The organism is Prosthecobacter sp. GW821-HT29F12, from assembly GCF_058803405.1.
Genome location: NZ_CM179517.1, coordinates 2,695,603 through 2,715,850, shown reverse-complemented (window position 1 = coordinate 2,715,850; position 20,248 = coordinate 2,695,603). Strand labels below are relative to the sequence as shown.

Below are 20,248 nucleotides of genomic sequence, written 5' to 3'. Positions count from 1 at the left end.
GTGCTCAGGCCTGGCCGACGACGTTCACGAAGCAGTGGACGTGGGGGAGGACGCGGTAGTTCCAGACGAAGCCGGGGCCTTCGATGCGCCAGGCGTCCCAGCGGTCGTTGCCTTTTTCCGCGTTGTCCTTGTAGAAGGCGAGGCGCAGTTTTTCCATGCCGCCGTTGGTCTTGATGAGCTGCATCACTTCATCGCCGTCTTCCTGGCGGAAGGGGTTGAGGAGCTTGCGCATCACTGTGGCGATGAGAGTGCGCTGAGATTCATCGAGATCGCCGTAGCCGACGCCGGTGGCGGGTTTTTCGACCAGCTTGGGTTTGAGCGCGCCGACGCCGTCTCCTGGGGAGCCGACGATGACGGCCTGCTTGCGCTGGGGCTCGTTGAGCATGTCAAAGACGCTCATGACTTCCTTGGTCTGGTCGTTGTAAACGTTCATGTCGCTGTGGCCGTTGGCGGAGTGGCCGTAGTACATCGGGCCGCCGAAGGCGGTGTTGGGCTGGGAATTGCCATCGCAGCGGAGGGTGAGGTGATGGCCGGCGAAGACCCAGGAGAAGGGATCTTTGCCGGAGGGATCGCCGAAGATGGCGATGCCGTTGCCTTCAAAGGAGCCGCTGCTGTCCCACTTGCCATGGCGGCTGATGCGGTCGTAGGCCTCGTCGCCTGAGAGGATGGATTTGAAGGTTTGCTTGATGAGGTCCTGCTGCGGAGTGGTGAACTGTTCGCTCAGTTTCTTGCCCAAGGGCGCGGCGTTGTGGGTCTTGAGGCGTGTGGGGATGCCGCCTGCTTCTGCACCATGGTCCCAGGGGCGCACCATGGCCGTTTTCTGCTCGACGGTCAGGGTGGCGAAAAGTTCGCGGATGAGTTCTTCGGCGGGCTTGGCGGTACGCGGAGTGTCTGCCGGAGCGGCTATGCCCGAACTCAGTGAGGAGGCGCCCATGACTCCAAGGGCACTGCCGGAAAGCACGCGGATGAAGTCACGACGTCCACGATGCGGTGAAGGGGCGGCGTGCTCGGCGCACTCTGGGCAGACCGGTTGATTCAAATCAGAAGAGGACGGAGTTGGGTTGGAATTCATGGCGGGGACTTATACAGCCGGGGCTTTGGGCATCTTGCTGGTGGCGGGGAGGAAGATCGTTTGCTTCTCAGGGGGGCGCTGGAACCGCGCAAAGAGTGAACGGCCGCGCGAAGGACCGATTTTCCAGATGCGTCCGGAGAACTTGCCGAACACGCACGAGGTTCGTAAAGGGCTAGAATTCAGAGGGTTTGATAGCTTGCAGTTGATACTGTTCCAAAGAACAGTATTAGGTGGGCATGATCAACCCCTGCCAAACTCGCGCTTTGAATCTCCTTTGGCTGTCCGAAGGCCGTTCCTGGATCCGGCATCAGGTGCCGTTCTTGGGCAGCATCATCGCGGGCAGGCCGGAGATTCAGGACGGGCGGGTGGACGGGTGCATCGACATCGACCCCACGACGTTGCGGCTGCCGAAGAATGCGCGGACTTTTGCGCTGAAGGTGAGGGGGGATTCCATGCGCAACGCGGCCATTTTGGAGGGGGACATTGTCATCATGGAGTTTCGGGAGGCGAAGCATGGGGACATCGTGGCGGCGCTGATCGACGGGGAGACGACGCTGAAGCGCTTCGTTATTCAGGGGGGCGTGCCCTACCTCCGGGCCTCAAATCCGAAATACCCGGACCTCATTCCGGCGCGGGAACTGGTGATCCAGGGGGTGCAGATCGCGCTGCTGCGGTTGTCGGAAAGGTGATGTGCCATGATTCTTCACTTTGATGCGGATGCGTTTTTCGCCTCGGTGGAGCAGGCGGCGGATGTGAAACTGCGCGGGCGACCGGTGGCGGTGGGTGGTGAGCGGCGGGGCATCATCGCCTCGGCCAGCTATGAGGCGCGCAAGCTCGGCATCTACACCCCCATGCCGACGGCGAGGGCGCGAAAGCTGTGCCCCAGCCTGATCGTGCTGCCCTGCGATTTTGAGAAATACGAGCGCTTCTCGCGGCTGATGTTTTCGTATGCCTATGACTTCTCGCCGCTGGTGGAGCAGGCGTCGATCGATGAGTGCTACCTGGATCTCTACGGTGCCAAGCGCATGCGGGCGGGGGAGGCGGCGGCGACGATTCAGAAGGCCATCGCCCAGAGCCTGAAGCTGTCGGTTTCGGTGGGGGTGGGGGCGAACAAGCTGGTGTCCCAGATCGCCAGCAAGCTGCGCAAGCCGCATTGCTTCATCGAGGTGGAGCAGGGAAGTGAGCAGGGGTTCCTGTGGCCGCTGGAGAATCGGTGGCTGCCGACGGTGGGGCCGCAGCTGGCCGCCACGCTGAACACCGCCGGGCTCCGCCAGATCGAGCACATTGCCCGAACGCCGGTGGACGAGCTGTCCCTGCTGGTGGGGCAGGGGGCGCCGGTGCTGCATGAGTATGCCATGGGGCTCGACACCCGCCCCGTGGTCTGCGATGCCCCGGAGGCGAAGAGCTACGGCGAGCAAGACACCTTCAGCCAAGACACCACGGATGAGGCTTTCATCATCGCACGTCTGCGAGCCATGGCGGACACGCTGATGCGGCGGGTGCGACAGGACGGGAAAAGTATCCGGACAGTGTTACTTCGGCTTCGTTACAATGATATGGATGAGGTGATGCGCTCGACGAGTCTCGATGAGCCGACGGACCTGGAGCATGATGTCTATCCGCTGATTACCAGCCTGCTGAAGCGCGCCTGGGAGCGGCGTGTGAGTGTGCGGTTGGTGGGGCTGCGCTTTACCAAAGTGTATGAGACGGGAGGACATGCGCTGCTGCCGCTGGAACAGTCTGACATTACGCGGGAACAGTTACATAAAATCGCGGGAGTGGTGGATGCTCTGCGGCATGAAAACCGCAGCATCATGCGGGGGCATGACCTGTGGCTGTCAAAGCACCGGCATACTCCCCGGCAGAGGCTGCCCAAGCCACAGTCTATCGTTGACCTCATTCCCGAAGTGTCGAGTCGAACATTGAAAGAGCGGCCCGGGGTAGGTGTGAAAATAATAACGAATAAATCGTTACACAATGGGCTGCCTGCTTTGAATGTGAAAAGCTGCTACAGCTTCCTCGATTCCACGCTCACCATTCCGGCGATGATCGATGCCGCAGTCGAGAGGGGGATGTCTGCCATGGCGATCACCGATCCGAACCTGCATGCTGCGGTGCCTTTTTTCCAGGCAGCCAAGGCGAAGGGCATCAAGCCCATCATTGGGGCGGAATTGCGCTGTGGCCAGAAGCCGCTGCTGGCCTATGTGAAGAACCAGCGAGGCTATCAGAACCTCTGTCGACTGCTGTCATTTGGTGACGCTAGATGCGTTACTGTTGAGCAAATGCATGATCATGCGGAGGGTTTGATTGTTGTCCCTACAGCTGCTGATTATGTAACGTTTAAGTCGATACGTTATCGGGACAAAAAAGACCTGGTGTTTTTCGATATCCTGCAAAGCATGAAGACGCTGACGCTTTTGCACGAAGCACATTCGGGCAAAAGAAAGGGGGATTTTTCTTTTTACGATTATGGCGTGTTAACGAGTGTTATTTCAGCTGGTGAGATGAAGATTATCAATACTATTCACGCAGAATGTGAATTTGAATTCGACTTCAAAACGTTACGATTTCCTCGTTATCTACCAGCGGATGGGGCCACACCGGCGGCGATGCTGCACCGGCTGGCGCATGAGGGACTGAGGCGGCGGTATGGAAAGCGGTCGCGGCAGCATGAAGCGCAGTTGATGGAAGAGCTTTCGATCATCGCGGAGGTGGGGTACGAGGAGTACTTCCTCATGGTCTGGCAACTGCTGCAAGAGTGTGAACAACTTGGCATCGGTTGGATCACCCGGGGCAGTGCGGCGGACTCCTTGGTGTGTTACGCTTTAGGCGTTAGTAACGTTTGTCCGATTCGTTTCGATCTTTATTTCAAACGTTTCCTGAATCGTGATCGCATGGCGTTACAGAAGCTGCCGGATATTGACATCGACTTTGCGCATGATCGTAAAGACGATGTGGTAAAGTTACTATTGAATCGTTACGGACCCGAGCATGCGGCGATCGTGGGCGGGTTCAATACTTTCCAGGCGCGCTCCGCATTTGGGGATGTGGCCAAGGTATTGGGGGTGGCTGAAAACGAGATCCGGCGGCTGACTGAGCACATGCCTTGGACCGATGCGCGGCATGCGGCGGACGCGGTGGCGCTTTCGCGTGAGTGTGATCTTTCCGCGTGGCAGGAGGAGCCAATGCGCACCGCATTGCTCATGGCCGGAATGATGGATGGACTACCCCGATATGCCAAAATGCATCCCTGTGGCGTGGTGTTGTCTCGGGACCCGATCCGCGACCAGACGCCCACCTTCATCAGCGGCAAGGGGTGGCCGACGACGCATTTTGACATGGATGCGGTGGAAGCGGTGGGCTTGATCAAGCTGGATATTTTGGCGCAGGGCGGACTTGCCGTCTTGCGGGACACCCAGATCACACTCCGATCCCAGGATCAGGCTTTGGATCTTTTGGCGTTGGAAGTCGGAGCGGCGGGCAGCACGGAGTCCCCGCCCCGGGAGGTGGAAGTGGAGCCGTGGAGTGATCCGGGCATTTGGCAGATGATCGCCAGCGGCAATGCGCGTGGAGTGCATCATATCGAGAGTCCCGCCATGATCGGACTTTCCTGCATGGCCGATGTGCGGGACATCGACCGACTGGTGGCCATCGTGTCCGTGATCCGCCCTGGTGCGGCCAATGGCCTCAAAAAAGCACAATTTGCGCGACGGGCGCAGGGGCTGGAAAAGGTGGACTACCTCCACGAGAGCCTGGCCCCGGTGCTGAGATCCACTTTTGGCGTGATCGCCTATGAGGAGCACGTTTTGCAAATCTGCGAGGCCTTCGCGGGGCTGGCCCCGGGCCGGGCGGACGTGCTGCGCCGTGCGCTGGTGAAGCAGGACGCGGCCAAGATTGCAGAGATTGGGGGGGAATTCATCGCTGCGGCGCGGGCACTGGGACGTGAGGAGGGGACGATTCTCAAGGTCTGGGAGCTTCTAGAGAGGTTTGAAGGGTATGCGTTTTGCCGTGCGCATAGCACCGCCTATGCGGTGGAGGCCTATCAGGGGGCCTACGCCAAATATTATCACACTGCCGAGTTCATGGCGGCCGTGCTGACGAACGGGAAAGGATTCTACTCTGCGCTGGTGTACACCCTGGAATGCCGGCGGCTTGGCATTGGATTCCTTTCGCCGTGTGTGAATGTGCTGAGCGAGGCGTTTGGGGTTGAGTCTGTGCGTGCCGAGCACGGCACGCCTGCGCCTTCCATGGGTAAAGCCATCCGCGTGCCGCTGCGCTGCATCAAAGAGGTCGGCGAGGCCATGCTGGAGCGCTGGCGCAGTGAGCTGGGGCGTTCTCCCTTTTTGAATGTGAGGGATTTTTGCCAGCGGGTGCGTCCTGCGGGCACCGAGATCTTAAATCTCATCCGCGCCGGAGCTTTCGACCGGCTGGGGGACACGCGTACGGCGCAGTTCTGGCATTGCCTGCACGCGGCCAGCGACAGCACCGCCGGTGCGGACTGGTTGTTTCGAAACAGTGAGCCGGCGGTTTTGCGGGCGACCTGTCGCGAGGAGCCGACACTGCTGCAGAAGCTTCATGATGAAGCCGAGCTGTTTGGCTACACGGTCAGCGGCCATCCGCTCGATCGCTTTCCTGAGGTGGACTGGCGTACGTATTGCCCCATCGCGGAACTGCACCGCTACCCGAATCAGCGGGTCACGGTCTGCGGGCTCATTGTTGTCACGCGCTCGCATGTGCAGATGAACGGGCAGCCGATGAAGTTTATCTCGATCTGCGACCGCACCGGCATCGTCGAGTGTGAGATTTTCGCCGCCGCCTACCGTGCCTATGGGCTTAATACCGCACGCTATCCCGTAGTGCAGGTCACGGCGGAGGTGAAGCCGTTTGAGAGCGGGCAGGGGTTTACGCTGGAGGTGCGGCGGGTGGAAAAGGCGAGGGTGCGCTGAAATGGGCTACAGTGCAATCCAATCGCATCGGGTGGGTTTGATCCTGACGCAGGATGCCCATTCTCCGTTATTCGTCGTCCTCTTCCCACTCCTGCATCAGGCGGGCGAGCTTGCGCTTGATGCTGACTTTGGCGACGGCGTTGAGGCGGTCGATGAAGAGGATGCCGTTGAGGTGGTCGATCTCATGCTGGAAGGCGCGGGCGAGCAGGCCGTCGGTTTCCACGGTGACGGTTTTGCCGTCGAGGTCGGTGTAGCTGACTTTGATCTGGCTGGAGCGGCGGATGTCGCCGCGGAGGCGGGGGAAGCTGAGGCAGCCTTCTTCGCTGATCTCCTTGGCGCTGCCGAGTTCGAGCTGGGGATTCATGAGCACGATGGGCATATGCTGGGGCATTTCCACTTTCTCGCCGTTGATCTTCATGAAGGTGATGCAGTCGGGGTTGTGAGAGACGTCGATGACGGCGAGCTGCACATCCACGGCGACCTGCGGGGCGGCGAGGCCGACGCCGTTGGCTTCGCGCATCGTTTCCAGCATGTCGGCGGCCAGGGCGCGGATATCGGGCGTGACTTCAGTCACGGGGCGGCATTTGGCACGGAGCACGGGTTCAGGATAGCGGACGATTTTGCGGACCATATCCTTCTTTAATATCACCGGGTTTTCACCGGCTCAAGCCGGGAGTGGTTTTGTCCTTGCCAAGATGTGGCGGTCTCCCTAGCCTCGCGGCCTCCCTATGACTGACACCGCAGCGCAATCATCCATCAAGATCAAACTGTTCCTTATGATGATCCTCGAGATCGCGATCTGGGGGGCGTGGCAGATCAAAATCTTCTCTTATATGACGATGCTGGGGTTTAATCCTGATCAGCAGTGGCTGGTGGGCAGCGCGTTTGGCATCGCGTCGATCGTGGGGATCTTTTTCAGCAACCAGTTCGCGGACCGCAACTTCTCGGCCGAGCGCTTTCTGGCCTTCAGCCACGTGATCGGCGGTCTGGCGCTGATCGCGACGGCGTTTCAGACTTCCTTCTGGCCCTTCTTCGCCTGCTTCATCACCTATTGCCTGCTGTATGTGCCGACGATTTCGGTGACGAACTCTCTGGCTTTTGCCAATCTCAAAGACCCGGCGAAGGATTTTGGTTTCGTGCGCATGGGTGGTACGATTGGCTGGATCGTGGTGAGCTGGCCGTTCATTTTCCTGCTCAGTGAAAAGGCGGGCGCGTCTGAGACGAAGTGGGTGTTTATCGTGGCTGGCATCATCTCGCTCGTGCTGGCCGTGTTCAGTCTGACGCTGCCGCACACGCCGCCGCGCAAGGATGTGGAGGGCATGGATAAAGTGGCATGGCTGAAGGCGCTGAAGCTGCTGGGCAATCCCTTTGTGCTGGTGCTCTTCATTGTCACCTTCATCGACTCGACGATCCACAACGGCTACTTCGTGGTGATCGACGGCTTTCTGCAAAAGGTGGGTATCTCGGCGAACATGAGCATGGTGGTCAGCAGCATCGGACAGGTGGCGGAGATCGTGACGATGCTGATCCTAGGAACGGTGCTCAAGAAACTCGGCTGGAAGACGACGCTGATCATCGGGATCATCGGTCACGCGGCGCGCTTCAGCATCTTTGCCTTCTTCGGCACGCCGGAAAACCAGTGGCTCATCATCGCGGTGCAGGTGCTGCACGGCATCTGCTACGCTTTCTTCTTTGTGACAGTGTATATCTTTGTGGACGCGGTGTTTCCGAAGGACATCCGCTCCAGTGCGCAGGGTTTGTTCAACCTGCTGATCCTCGGCATCGGCATGGTGGTGGCGAGCAAGATCTTCCCGCAACTCGTGGCCAGCTACACCACGGATGGCGTGGTGGACTACCACAAGCTCTTCCTGGTGCCGACGGGCATGGCGCTGGCAGGTATCGTGCTGCTGGCGCTGTTCTTCAAGCCGCCGACGTATGGGCCTGAGGGCGAGGTGAAACATTGATCCCCCTGTTGAAGTCCTTATGAAACGCATCGTGCTGCTCTGTTTCGCTCTGGCCACCGTGGTGCATGGGGCGGACAAGAAACCGAAGGCGATGCGTTTGAAGGGGGATGTCATCTTCGCGGATGACTTCAAGGCTGAGAAGCTGGACGAAAAGTGGGTGTATGCCAAAGGGGCAGAGGCGGCGAAATTTGAGATCTCCGACGGTGCGCTGCTCATGGATCAGGCGGCGGGCAAAGGGGCGGTGATCTGGCGGGCGTTTGAGGCACCGGTGCAGGATGTCTCAGTGCAACTGCTGGTGAAGCCCTGGGCCTGCAGCTGGATTGCCTTCGGTTTCTATGCTCCGGGAGATCGACCTGGGGCGCAGCGGAAGATTAATGTGGCCGTCACTCCGAAGGGGGCAGTGGTGGTGCGTGATGTGGAAAATCAGAAAGTGCTGAAGTCAGCGAACACGCGCATTGAATCCACCGAATGGCGGCGGGTGGCGTTTGAGTCGAAGGGAGACAAGATCACCGTGCAGGTGAATGACCAGGTGGTTTTGGAGCTTAAGACGGAGCTGACCCAAGGTGAGAAAGCCGGGCTGCTGCTGAACCTCTATGGTGGCAAGGGGAGCGTGGATGAGATTGAGGTGAAGAAGTTGAAGTGAGGGCAGGGGGGGCAAGGCACGACTCTTGATCGTGCTTGACCGTTGACCGCGAACTCCATGTCGCTTTCATCGTTGGAGTCTCGCTATTCATTCCTCATTCCTTCTTATGAACCCACCCGGCCTCGACAATCTCCTCACCTGCCTGCGATTTCCTTCTGTTTCCACCGACTCCACGCGGCGTGCGGATGTGCGTGCGTGTGCTGAATGGCTGCTGAGCAAGGTGCGTGAAATGGGGCTGACGGGCGATCTGCACGAGACGCCGGGACATCCGGTGCTGGTGGCGAAGAACAAGCACATCGCCGGACGTCGCACGGTGCTGCTGTATGCGCACTATGATGTGCAGCCAGCGGAGCCGCTGGGGGAGTGGAAGTCACCGGCGTTTGAGCCGACGATTCGGGATGGGCGCATTTTTTGCCGCGGAGCCACGGACAACAAAGGGCAGCTCATGGCGCACATGCAAGGACTGGCGGAAACGCTGGAGAAACACGCGGATGTGCCGGTGAACCTGACGCTGCTGTTTGAGGGGGAAGAAGAAATTGGCAGTCCGAATTTGAAGCCGTTTTTGGAGCAGCATCGGGAGATGCTGAAGTGTGATGTGGTGGCGATTTCTGACACGGGCATGGTGGCTCCAGGTGTCGGGACTTTCACGTATGGGCTGCGTGGGATCGCGTGCATGGAGGCGAAGATTCATGGTCCGGCAATTGACCTGCACAGCGGCATTTTTGGCGGAGCCATCGCGAATCCGGTGACGGCCATCGCACGACTGACGGCAACGCTGCACGATGCGGAAGGTCGCGTGATGATTGACGGCTTCTATGATGGCGTGCGTCCCATCGCCGACTGGGAGCGCAAGGCCTGGGCGGAGCTGGGAGATGGTGATGCGGAGATGCTGGAGTTGACGGGATCACCCGCGTTGTTTGGTGAACCGGGCTACACTGAGCGCGAGCGACGCTGGGCAAGACCTACGGCGGAGGTGAACGGCATTGGTGGTGGTTATCAGGGGGAAGGATCGAAGACGGTGATCGGTCGTGAAGCTTTTGTGAAGCTGTCTTTCCGTCTGGTGCCGGACCAGCATCCTGATCTCGTGCTGAAACGTGCCGCTGAACATCTGCGGGCGCATCTGCCCAAGGGCGTGCGACTGGAGATCACGCCCGGCCATACGGGCATGCCGTATCTGATGGATCCGCATTCGGCGCTCGGCACTGCTGCGCAACGTGCCTTGAAACAGGTGTTTGGTGACAAGACCGCGCTCATCCGTGAAGGGGGAAGCATTCCCATTGTGCAGGCGTTTAAAGACGTGCTGAATGCGGACACACTGCTGCTGGGACTGGCGCTGCCGGACTGCCAGGCGCATGCGCCGAATGAGAATTTTCCCATCGAGAATTTCGTGGCGGGTGTGCGCTTGAATCAGGCGCTGCTGACGGAGCTGGCTTGATTTTTTTCTGCAAACTTTGCAACCAATCCAGCGGGGGTCTGTTTGAGCCGTCGTGCTTAACTAACCAAACACACGCACGACATGAAACTCAAAAAAACACTTCTCTACGGGTTCAGCATCTTGAGCCTGACCTGCCTCTCCACCGCTCAAGACACACCCAAAGGACCGCCGCCAGATGGTGGCCCGCCCGGGGCACCTCCTCCTGGCGGACCTCAGGGTGGCCCGCCTCCTGGTGGCCCCCAAGGAGGCCCTTCTGGTGGTGGTGATCCTGCCGCGCGTGCCGCAGAGCTCATCAAGCGCATGGACACCGATGCCGATGGCAAGGTGAACAAAGACGAATTTGCTGCCATGAGCCGGAAGATGAGCGATGAGCGTTTTGGCCAGATGGATGCCAATGGAGATGGATTCATTGACAAGGAAGAGGCTGGCAAGATGGCGCAGCGTGGGGGTGGCCAAGGAGGTCAGGGCGGGATGCGCCGTCCCGAAGGCGGTCCTCCCGGCGGTGAGGTGGGCGGCTTCCGTCGTCCGCCTGGTGGCGAAGGTGGCCCCCCCGGAGGATCTCCGGGCGGCCAGCCTCAAGGCCAGGGCATGCGCCCGGGTGGAGAAGGTGGTCGTGGACGCGGCATGTTTGGTGATCCCAAGGAAAACTTCAAGCGCATGGATGCAGATGGCAACGGCAGCGTGTCCGAAGAGGAGTATCTCAAGGCCATGGAAAGAATGCGCGAGATGTTCCGCGGTGGTCAGGGTGGTCCTGGCATGAATCGTCCTGGTGAAGGCGGCGGCCCTGGTGGTGCTGGCGGCCCTCCTGGAGAAGGTCAAGGCGGCTTCCGTCGTCCACCCGTCGAAGGCGATGCGCCGAAGGGGCCTGCTCCTGCTCCCGCCCCGGCTCCTGACAAACCGAAGGATCCAGCCTAGTAGCGGGTTCTGATTTCAATCAATCACACTGCGGGATGGCCGAAAGGCCATCCCGTTTTTTTGTGGGGATCAAGCTGAGCGGGAATGTGATGCGGGCACTCTTGCCGGCAACGAGTGGTCATGGCACGCTCGCATTGCAGGCAGGAGTGCCTGCATCATTTGCAAGAGTGCCCATCGTAATTTTTAGAGACCCATCACCTGCTTCAGGTATTGGATGCTCTGGCGTGCGATGGTGGGGGCATCGGGGGTGTAATCGAAGACTTCGACGGAGAGGTAGCCGTCGTAGTTGGTTTCGCGCAGGGCGGCGATGATGGGTTCGTATTTTACTTCGCCCTGGCCAGGGCCGCGGAGATTGGGGTCGTTGGTGTGGAAGTGGACGGTCCACTCCTTGCTGTCGCGAATGATGTCGGGGATGGGCTTCGTTTCATCGCTCATGGCCTTCACATCGAGGTGGAGCTTGCAGGAGGGATGGTCCACGAGCTTGCAGAGGCGGATGGTCTCTTCGGCGGTGTTGAGGAAGTTGGTTTCCTTGCGGCCGAGGGGCTCCATGGCGATGACCACGCCGTATTTACCGCATTCCTCAGCCACCTCACGCACGCAGTCGGCGGCGCGTTTGAAGGCGTCTTCATAGTTCCATTCCGGCAGGATGTTGCGGGCCTTGGGACTGCCCCAGACCATGATGCGGCCACCGGTGGCACCGCAGAATTGAGCGAGGTGCCGGCCAAACTTGGCGGTTTCTTTGCGCTGGAGTGCGTCGGGCGTGGTGATGTGAAACCAGGTGGGCTTTGTCAGGAGCCAGTGCAGGCCGAGGATTTCCAGACCGAAGGATTTGGCCTTGGCGCAGAGGGTGAGGGCCTCCTCCACGGTCAGTTCGCGGGGGTCTTCCTTCAGGGTGAAGGGGGCCAGTTCGATGGCGTGATACCCCGCCGCTGCGGCGTCCTCACACATTTTTTCAAAGGTCCAGTTCTGGTAGGTCTCGTTGCAAATCGCGAATCGCATAGGCGGGCAGGGTGCGCGGCTGCCCGGGCGCGTCAAGATGCCTTGCATTCAGGGGGGCGGGATGTGCTATATTTCCTCATGTCAGTCAGCCGCCTTGCCTTTCTTGTGTTCGCGTTCGCCGCTTCGGTGCATGCGGAGCTGTCTCTCGACGTGCCTGCGATCGAACTGAAGCCGAAGCCGGAGGACGAGGAAGTGGAGACGACCTTCAAGTTCCGCAACAAGGGCGACAAGACGGTCAAAATCCTGGGGCTTGAGAGCGCCTGCAGCTGCCTGAGCGCTGAACTCGACAAGGCTGAGTACAAGCCGGGTGAAGTCGGCACGGGACACGCGTCATTCAAGGTTTCCACGTTTGTGGGAAGGCATGAGAAATTTGTCACGGTCAATACCGACGACCCGAAGCAGCCTGACTGGCAGATCAACTTCATCCTAGATGTGCCGGCGGTTGTGGATATCAAGCCCAAGAATCTCCAGTGGTTGCTTGGTGATACTCCGGCGACCAAGGCCTGCCAGGTCAAATTCGTGGGCGATGAGCCGATGAAGATCATCAAGATCACATCGACCCGTGAAAATGTGGAATTCGACTGGAAGGAGATCAAGGAAGGGCGGGAGTATCTAATTACGGTGAAGCCTAAAAGCACGGAGGAGGTCACAATGGGGGCGCTCAAGATCGAGACCAACAGCACCATCGCCAAATACCGCTACCAGCTCGCCTTTTTCACGATCACCCGGAAACCGGAGGCGCAGCCTGCTGCCGCCACGGCAGAGACCAAGCCCTGATCTGACGCTCTATGTTTTCCATGCTTCGTCAGGCCACGATCCTCATCCTACTCGCTGCCACGGCGGCCTGGGCCACCCGTGAGTGGCATCCCCGTGCGCCGGCGCTGTATCTGGTGGAGGAGCCGCTGCGAAATGACGAGGTCTCCATGCAGGTCATTCAAGAGCGCTGGCAGGGCAAGGTGCTGTGGATCGACGCCCGCATTCAGGAGCAGTATGACGCCGGGCATATTCCGGGTGCGGTGCTGCTGAATGAGCAGCATTTTGAAGAGCAGCTCTTTGGTTTGCTGGACACGCTGCAGACCAACACGAAGCCCATCATTGTCTACTGCAATGCAGCGAAGTGCGACGCCAGCCGCAAGGTTCTCGAACGACTCAAGCAGACACTGCCGATTGAGAACGCTTTTGTGCTGAAAGGCGGCTGGAATGCATGGCAGCAGGTTGCAAAGAAGGAGTAGGAATGGAATTGACGGTATGGGGCGGAGTTCCGTAAAATGGCGGCCTTATGTCACTCCAAGGACTTCTTATCTGGTCGGCGCTCGGACTGGTCGCTGGCATACTTGCGAAACTCATCATGCCCGGCAGGCAGGGCATGAACCCCATCACCACGGTGCTGCTGGGAATCATTGGCAGCATCATCGGCGGCAAGGTGGGGAGCCTTTTCCACTGGGGCGTCGTGGGGGAATTCAGCATCAAAGGCATTGCCACGGCCGTGGGTGGGGCGTTGATTTTGATGTATGTCTGGCGGCTGCTGTTTGGCAAAAAAGGCTGACGCAGTGCTGGTTGCGGTGCGGACGACATCCTCGTAGTCTTGAGCATGCAAATCTTACGTCTTCTTCTGCTGGCCTGCCTGACGGCGCTTTCTGCCACAGGCTTCGCGGCGCCACTAACCGGCCAGATGGCCCGGGTGGGGGTCACCGATTCTGACATTGAGGACATACGGCGCTGGCGCGAGCTGCGGCAGTGGATGGATGAAGCCATCAAACAAGGCGCGGCGGGTCTGATCCTCGACATCAACGTCACGCAGAGCCATGCCCAAGCTGCGCTGTCTCTGGCGGAGGAGGTCGCGCGTTTGAAGATCAAAACTCATGCCTACGTGAACACTTCGGCCATCGGTGGTGGTGCTTTGCTGGCGCTGGCCTGTGATGAGATCTGGATGGCTCCCGGTTCCCGCATCGGGGCGGCTCCGCCCAAGGTGAAGACGGGCGAAGAGCTCTCGCAAAAAGCGCAGGACACCCTGCTGGCCGAGTCGCTGGCCGTGTTGAAAGCCGGTGGGCGCAGTCTGTGCAAGCTCAAGGGGCACCGCCCGGAGATCGCCGATGCCTTTGTGGATCGTGACAAGGGTTTGGTGCTTGGCACCCTGACGCTGGCGGACAAAGGGGAACTGCTGCTGCTGGACGCCGACACCGCCGTGCAGGCCGTGGATGGCAAGCCGCTGCTGGCACGCGCGATCATTTCTGACGTGGAGGCCCTGGCACAAGCTGCCGAGCCGAAGGGAAAACTGGTCATCCTCAACGGTGTCTGGTATGACCAAACTCTTAAAAAGGCGGTGGCAGCCAAGCCTGCACCCGAGGCGGAGTCCAAGCCAAAGAACAAGGAAGCCCCTGCCTTTACCAGCAGCCAAAGCTATGCAGGAAAGGTCGTCGTCATTCCCGTGGGGCAGGATGATCTAATCCTGCCAGCGCGCTTTGAGTTCATGAAGCGCACGCTCACCCGCTGCAACAATGACGGCGCTGAGGCGGTGATCTTTGAACTCGACACGCCTGGAGGACTGGCCTGGGACACGATCAGCCTGATGATGCAGGACCTGCAGAATCTCAAGGCGCGCAGCTTTGCCTTTGTGAACACCCGGGCCATCTCTGCGGGCGCCATGATCGCGATGGCGACGAACACCATCTACATGGCACCCGCCAGCGCCATCGGTGCCTCCACGCCGGTTTCAGGCGACGGCACACCGCTGGCCCAGGCCGAGCGCGCGAAGAACAACTCCGCCTTCATGGGCATGGCCCGTACCGTGGTGCGTGAGAAGGGTCACGATGTCCGCATCATCGAAGGGATGATCGACATGGACCGTGGGCTCAGCATCAACGGGCAGGTGATCATTCCCAAAGGGGAGATCGTGACGCTGGATTCCGCGCAGGCGACGATGCAGATCGATGGCAAGCCGCTGCTGGCCAAGGGGATCGTCAAATCGATCGAAGAGATCAAACAGCTTGAATCCCTGAAGGGGGAAGTCATCACCGCCGAGCCCACGGGGTTTGAAATGATCGCCATTTGGGTCACGCGCTATGCGGCGATTTTGATCCTGATCGGTCTCGCAGGGGGGTATCTCGAAATGCAGACGCCCGGTTTTGGTCTGCCGGGGTTCGTTTCGATCGCGGCTTTTGCGCTGTTTTTCTTTGGGCACTACGTGGCCGGGAGTCTGGCCGGGAAGGAGACGATGGTCGTGGCGGCTATTTTTGTGGCGGGCATCGTTTTGATCGGCGTGGAGCTGCTGGCGGCACCCGGGACGATTCTGCCGGGGATCGCGGGCTTTCTCTGTGTGATGGTGGCGCTGGTGTATGCGATGTCCGGCTGGGAGGTGCTGCCGCCGAGCGGTGCCAGCGCGGACAGCTTCAACCTTGCTGCGTATGCCACCGGGTTCCGTAATTTTGCGCTCGGAGTGACGGGGGCGGCGGTGATCATCACGCTGGTGTGTCTCTGGCTGCCGGACCTGCGCCCCTTCCGCTCCCTGATCCTGCAAACCTCAGCCGGTGGGACCTTGAATGATGCCCCGGCGATGCGGGACGCCATTCGGGCTCAAGTGGGTGACAGCGGTACCGCGCGGAGCGCTCTGCGCCCTTATGGAACCATCGACATCGGCGGACGGCTTATCGAGGCGATGGTGGAAGGGGGCTATCTGCAAAGCGGCAGTGCCGTCCGGGTGCGTGAGGTGAGGGGTGAAAAGATCATCGTGGAAGCGGTTTAATCTCAATTTTTGAGCATGCATTCGCAGGTTTTGGTCGTTAATCTTCCCCAACCAACGCATGTCCAAAAATCTCAGTGCCCTCTCTTTCCGCAAAGGTGTCGAAAAAAACGTCTTTGAACGCATGGTCGATGCCGCCGACAAGGCGGGAACGGCTGAGAAGAATGATGTGGTGCACCAGATGGGGCAGGATCATCTCTTTGGGGATGCCATCACGCTCGGCGCGGTGTCGTTCTATGATTTCCTGAAAAAGGAGAATGAGGGCAAGAAGGTCTTCGTCTGCAACGGCAGTGCCTGTCTGTGCGCGGGGACGCAGGACAAACTGCACCACACGCTGGAGACGCATTTCAAAAAAGAAGAGATCGGGCACATCTGCTGCCTGGGCCGCTGCCACGAGGGCGGGGCGCTGCAGTATCAGGGCAAAAATTACTCAGGACAGAGTGATGAGGCACTGGCCGAACTCGTGAAGACGGGGAAGGGGGATGCGGAAGACCGGTATGCGGTGGTGTCGCATCTTCAACCTGCGCAGCTCACAGCAGAGTTTCCCGGCATCGACGCGTACTACGCGCCGTTCAAAAAGCTCATCGCAGGCGGTGATCGTGACGCGCTGGGCTTGGAACTTAAGGAGAGCGGATTGCGTGGCCGAGGCGGTGCGGGTTTCCCGCTGCACTTCAAATGGTCCTCCTGCCGTGCTGCTGAAGGCAAGGACAAATACATCGTCTGCAATGCGGACGAAGGAGATCCGGGTGCCTACATCGACAAATACCTCATGGAGAAGCAGCCGCACAGCGTGCTGCTGGGCATGATGGTGGCGGGTTGGTTTGCGGGTGCGGAGAACGGCATCCTTTACATTCGCGCTGAGTATCCGGATTCCGTCACGATCATCAACGAAGCCATCGAAGACCTGCGTGCTGCGGGGCTGCTGGGGAAGGACATTTTGGGCAGCGGCTTCAACTTCATGCTGAAGTCCATCAAAGGTGCGGGCGCTTACATCTGCGGGGAGGAAACCGCGCTGCTTGCCAGCCTTGAAGGCCAGCGCCCGGAAGTGCGCACACGTCCGCCGTTTCCCACCATTGAAGGGCTTTTCCGCAAGCCGACCATCGTCAACAACGTGGAGACCCTGGCGAACATCCACGCGATCCTCACACTGGGTGGCAAAGGCTATGCACAAATCGGCACACCGAAGTCCACCGGGCCGAAGCTGCTCTCGCTGGATTCCCACTTTGTGCGCCCCGGGATTTATGAGGTGGCCATGGGCACGCCATTGCAGACGGTGATCGACCTGGCTGGCGGCTTTAAAACGAAGGTCAAGGCTCTTCAAATTGGTGGACCACTCGGCGGCATCGTGCCGATGAGCCACGTGGGCAAACTCACCATGGATTTCGAGTCGTTTAAGTATGAGGGGTTCATGAAAGGCCATGCCGGCGTTGTCAGCATTCCGGAGTCGATGCCGATGATCGAATACATCCAGCATCTCTTCCAGTTCACCGCTGACGAGAGCTGCGGAAAATGCTTCCCCTGCCGCCTCGGCAGCACGCGTGGCAAGGAACTCATCGCCAAGGCGCGGAGCGACAGCAGCTACAAGATCGACCGCGAGCTGATCACTGATTTGCTCGATACGATGGAGCAGACTTCTTTGTGTGCTCTCGGCGGCGGTGTGCCGCTGCCCATCAAGAATGCGCTGGAGCATTTCGGCGCCGAACTCAGTCCCTATTTCAAAGCCTAGTCTTCATCCCAAAACCACCTCTTTTATGGTCAAGGATCTATCCACTCTCACCGCTTTCATTGATGGCGATGCCTGTCAGTTCAATGAAGGCGACACGCTGCTGAATTTCATCGACCGTCATCGCGGGCGCGGGCATGTGCCGACACTCTGTGATGCACCGCAGTTGGAGCCGTATGGCGCATGCCGCGTGTGTTCGGTCGAAGTGGCGCTGCAGGCTGATGGGCCACGCCGCGTGGTGGCCTCCTGCCACACGCCTTTGACGGCGGGCATGCATGTGTTTACCGAATCGCCGAAGGTGCGGAAGCTTCGCAAGAACATTGTCGAACTGGTGCTGACGGACCATCCGCTGGACTGCCTGACCTGTGAGGTGAGCGGCAACTGCGAACTGCAAACCGTGGCGGCGAAGGTGGGCATCCGTGGCGTGCGCTATCCTGCGGGGGCAAATCATTTGGACCGCAAGAAGGATCATTCGCACGCCTACATGACGTCCGAGCTTTCCAAGTGCATCAACTGCGCACGCTGCGTGCGTGCCTGCGATGAAATCCAGGGGCAGCATGTGCTCTCGATGCATGGCCGCGGCTTCAATGCGAAGATCATCAAGGGGCTGGATGAATCGTTTGCGGACTCAGAGTGCGTTTCATGCGGAGCTTGTTCCCAGGCTTGCCCGACTTCGGCGATCAGTGATGTGTTCTTTTCCAAGTCCATTGAGGCGACGAAGAAGACGCGCACGATCTGCACCTATTGCGGTGTGGGATGCAATCTCAACGTGGCCACGAAGGGTGATCAGGTGCTGAGCATTCAGGCTCCGGTGGATGCCGAAGTGAACCATGCGCACACCTGCCTGAAGGGCCGTTTTGCTTTCAAGTTCTACAATCACAAGGACCGCCTGCGCACGCCGCTGATCAAGCAGCCGGATGGTCAGTTCAAGGAATCGACCTGGGAGGAAGCTTACGATCACATCTTCGCCAATCTGACGCGCATCAAAAACGATCACGGCGGGCAGGCGGTGGCGGGCATTTCTTCCGCACGCTGCACCAATGAGGAGAATTACCTCATGCAGAAGTTCATCCGTGGCGTCATGGGTACGAACAACATCGACTGCTGCGCCCGCGTCTGCCATTCGCCGACAGCCTGGGGCATGCAAAAGAGCTTTGGCACGGGTGCGGCCACGAACTCGTATGAGGACATTGAGCATACGCGCTGCATCATGGTCATCGGTGCGAACCCGACGGAAGGCCACCCTGTGACGGGTGCGCGCCTGAAGCAGCACATCATGAAGGGAACGCCGCTGATCGTGATCGATCCGCGCAAGATCGAGCTGGTGCCGTATGCGAAGCATCACCTGCAACTGCGCCCCGGCACAAACGTGGCGCTGCTGAACATGTTTGCCCGCTGCATTCTCGATGCTGGTCTGGTGAAGACGGAGTTCGTGAAGAAGCGCTGTGAAAACTGGGATGAGTTTGAGAACGGGCTGCGTGCGCTGGACCTGCCGGCGCTGGAAAAAATCACCGGCGTGAGTTTAGAACTCGTGCGCGCCGCCGCCATCGAATACGCCTCCGCTGAAGCTGCGATGAGCTTCCATGGTCTTGGGGTCACGGAGCATGAGCAGGGCGCGAAGACGGTCATGCTCATTTCAAATCTCGCGATGATGACCGGCAATATTGGCCGTCCGGGCGTGGGTGTGAATCCGCTGCGCGGCCAGAACAACGTGCAGGGTGCTGCGGACATGGGCTGCCAGCCGCATCAAGGCGCGGGTTATTTCGAAATGGCCGACTTGGAAGTGCAGAAGCGTTATGCTGACTTCTACGGAGTGCCGAGCCCGAGCGAACCCGGCTGGAAAATTCCGCAGATGTTTGATGCTGCCGTCGAAGGCAAGCTGAAGGCGCTCTGGCTCATGGGCGAGGATGTGGTGCAGACTGATCCGGATGCGCATCATGTGCGCCATGCGATGGAGAGCCTCGAATTCCTGGTGGTGCAGGAAATCTTCATGACCGAAACGGCGAAGTATGCCGATGTCATTTTACCTGCGTCCTCCTTCTTGGAAAAGAGCGGCACCTTTACCAATGCTGAACGTCGCATGCAGCGCGTGAACGCCGCCGTGAAGCCGCTTGCAGGCACCAAGCCCGACGGCCAGATCATGTGCGAAATCCTTCAGCGTTTTGGCTTCCCTCAGGCGGACTACACGCCGGATGGTGTGTTGGCGGAGATCGCGCAAATCGTGCCTTTCTTCAAAGGAGCGACCTGGGAAAATCTGGGCATCAACGGCAAGCAGTGGCCGGTGAAAGAAGGCGGTGTGGACACGCAGATCATGCATCAGGAGCAGTTCACCCGTGGCAAAGGCCACTTCCATTTCTTCCCATGGGTGGAGTCCAACGAGTTGAAGACGAACGGTCAGGAGTTCCCCTTCATTCTCACGACGGGGCGCATTTTGGAGCATTACAATTGCGGCACCATGACCCGCCGCACGGGCAACAGTGAGATCGTGACGCAGGACCTGCTTTCCATCAATCCCGAGGACGCGAAGCGAAAAGGCATCCGCACGGGAGACATCACACGGCTTTCCAGCGCGCGCGGTGAGGTGGAGCTGGAAGCCCGCGTCACCGATGAGGTGAAGCCTGGTATTCTTTACACCACCTTCCACTTTCCCGATGCCATGGTGAACAATGTCACCGGCCAGGGCTGCGATGGCGACACCCTGTGCCCCGAGTACAAGGTGGTGGCGGCTGATGTGGAGCTCGTCCGCATGGGCAAGCTGAAGAAGAAGCAGAAGGATGGCTTTGCGCCTGCGGTGGTGTGAACAATCCCTCAA

15 protein-coding genes are annotated in these 20,248 nt (G+C 59.4%); 12 read left to right on the top strand and 3 right to left on the bottom strand.

Features of this window, described 5'->3' with window-relative positions:
- Positions 1 to 4: 4 nt before the first annotated feature.
- Positions 5 to 1,072, bottom strand: a complete 1,068-nt coding sequence (locus tag AC3RLQ_RS11240) for a DUF3500 domain-containing protein (RefSeq protein ID WP_493037085.1) — start codon at positions 1,070 to 1,072, stop codon at positions 5 to 7.
- Positions 1,073 to 1,308: 236 nt separating this feature from the next.
- Here AC3RLQ_RS11240 and AC3RLQ_RS11235 point away from each other — a divergent pair, with 236 nt between their 5' ends.
- Together AC3RLQ_RS11235 and dnaE are read left to right on the top strand one after the other, a co-directional pair.
- Positions 1,309 to 1,761, top strand: a complete 453-nt coding sequence (locus tag AC3RLQ_RS11235) for a LexA family protein (protein WP_397385271.1) — start codon at positions 1,309 to 1,311, stop codon at positions 1,759 to 1,761.
- Positions 1,762 to 1,767: 6 nt separating this feature from the next.
- Complete coding sequence (dnaE, locus tag AC3RLQ_RS11230) at positions 1,768 to 6,018, top strand: DNA polymerase III subunit alpha (protein WP_493037083.1); 4,251 nt, start codon at positions 1,768 to 1,770, stop codon at positions 6,016 to 6,018.
- Positions 6,019 to 6,085: 67 nt separating this feature from the next.
- Here dnaE and def read toward each other — a convergent pair whose 3' ends face one another.
- Positions 6,086 to 6,649 carry a peptide deformylase gene (def, locus tag AC3RLQ_RS11225; RefSeq protein WP_493037081.1) on the bottom strand — a complete coding sequence of 188 codons (564 nt, stop codon included), beginning with the start codon at positions 6,647 to 6,649 and terminating at the stop codon, positions 6,086 to 6,088.
- Positions 6,650 to 6,746: 97 nt separating this feature from the next.
- On the opposite strand from def, the gene AC3RLQ_RS11220 reads away from it, so the two are divergent.
- The 4 genes from AC3RLQ_RS11220 to AC3RLQ_RS11205 all read left to right on the top strand — a co-directional run bounded on the left by AC3RLQ_RS11220 (position 6,747) and on the right by AC3RLQ_RS11205 (position 10,975).
- Complete coding sequence (locus AC3RLQ_RS11220; protein ID WP_493037079.1) at positions 6,747 to 7,982, top strand: nucleoside permease; 1,236 nt, start codon at positions 6,747 to 6,749, stop codon at positions 7,980 to 7,982.
- 19 nt (positions 7,983 to 8,001) lie between these two features.
- Positions 8,002 to 8,625, top strand: a complete 624-nt coding sequence (locus AC3RLQ_RS11215) for a hypothetical protein (protein WP_493037077.1) — start codon at positions 8,002 to 8,004, stop codon at positions 8,623 to 8,625.
- A gap of 106 nt (positions 8,626 to 8,731) precedes the next feature.
- Positions 8,732 to 10,060, top strand: a complete 1,329-nt coding sequence (locus tag AC3RLQ_RS11210) for a dipeptidase (RefSeq protein WP_493037075.1) — start codon at positions 8,732 to 8,734, stop codon at positions 10,058 to 10,060.
- 81 nt (positions 10,061 to 10,141) lie between these two features.
- Complete coding sequence (locus AC3RLQ_RS11205) at positions 10,142 to 10,975, top strand: hypothetical protein (RefSeq protein ID WP_493037073.1); 834 nt, start codon at positions 10,142 to 10,144, stop codon at positions 10,973 to 10,975.
- Between the two features lie 183 nt (positions 10,976 to 11,158).
- Here AC3RLQ_RS11205 and AC3RLQ_RS11200 read toward each other — a convergent pair whose 3' ends face one another.
- On the bottom strand, positions 11,159 to 11,974 hold the full coding sequence (locus tag AC3RLQ_RS11200; protein WP_493037071.1) for a sugar phosphate isomerase/epimerase family protein: 816 nt from the start codon (positions 11,972 to 11,974) through the stop codon (positions 11,159 to 11,161).
- Between the two features lie 78 nt (positions 11,975 to 12,052).
- On the opposite strand from AC3RLQ_RS11200, the gene AC3RLQ_RS11195 reads away from it, so the two are divergent.
- Genes AC3RLQ_RS11195 through fdhF form a run of 6 tightly spaced genes read left to right on the top strand, consistent with a single transcriptional unit; the run spans position 12,053 to position 20,236 of the window.
- Positions 12,053 to 12,751, top strand: a complete 699-nt coding sequence (locus AC3RLQ_RS11195; RefSeq protein WP_493037069.1) for a DUF1573 domain-containing protein — start codon at positions 12,053 to 12,055, stop codon at positions 12,749 to 12,751.
- A gap of 11 nt (positions 12,752 to 12,762) precedes the next feature.
- Entirely contained in the window at positions 12,763 to 13,206 is a 444-nt protein-coding gene (locus tag AC3RLQ_RS11190; protein ID WP_493037067.1) for a rhodanese-like domain-containing protein, read from the top strand.
- 47 nt (positions 13,207 to 13,253) lie between these two features.
- On the top strand, positions 13,254 to 13,520 hold the full coding sequence (locus AC3RLQ_RS11185) for a GlsB/YeaQ/YmgE family stress response membrane protein (RefSeq protein WP_493037065.1): 267 nt from the start codon (positions 13,254 to 13,256) through the stop codon (positions 13,518 to 13,520).
- Between the two features lie 45 nt (positions 13,521 to 13,565).
- On the top strand, positions 13,566 to 15,716 hold the full coding sequence (locus AC3RLQ_RS11180; protein ID WP_493037063.1) for an NfeD family protein: 2,151 nt from the start codon (positions 13,566 to 13,568) through the stop codon (positions 15,714 to 15,716).
- Between the two features lie 58 nt (positions 15,717 to 15,774).
- Complete coding sequence (locus AC3RLQ_RS11175; RefSeq protein ID WP_493037061.1) at positions 15,775 to 17,439, top strand: NADH-ubiquinone oxidoreductase-F iron-sulfur binding region domain-containing protein; 1,665 nt, start codon at positions 15,775 to 15,777, stop codon at positions 17,437 to 17,439.
- Positions 17,440 to 17,464: 25 nt separating this feature from the next.
- Positions 17,465 to 20,236 (top strand): formate dehydrogenase subunit alpha, encoded by a 2,772-nt coding sequence (fdhF, locus tag AC3RLQ_RS11170; RefSeq protein WP_493037059.1) that lies wholly within the window; start codon positions 17,465 to 17,467, stop codon positions 20,234 to 20,236.
- Positions 20,237 to 20,248 lie beyond the last annotated feature (12 nt).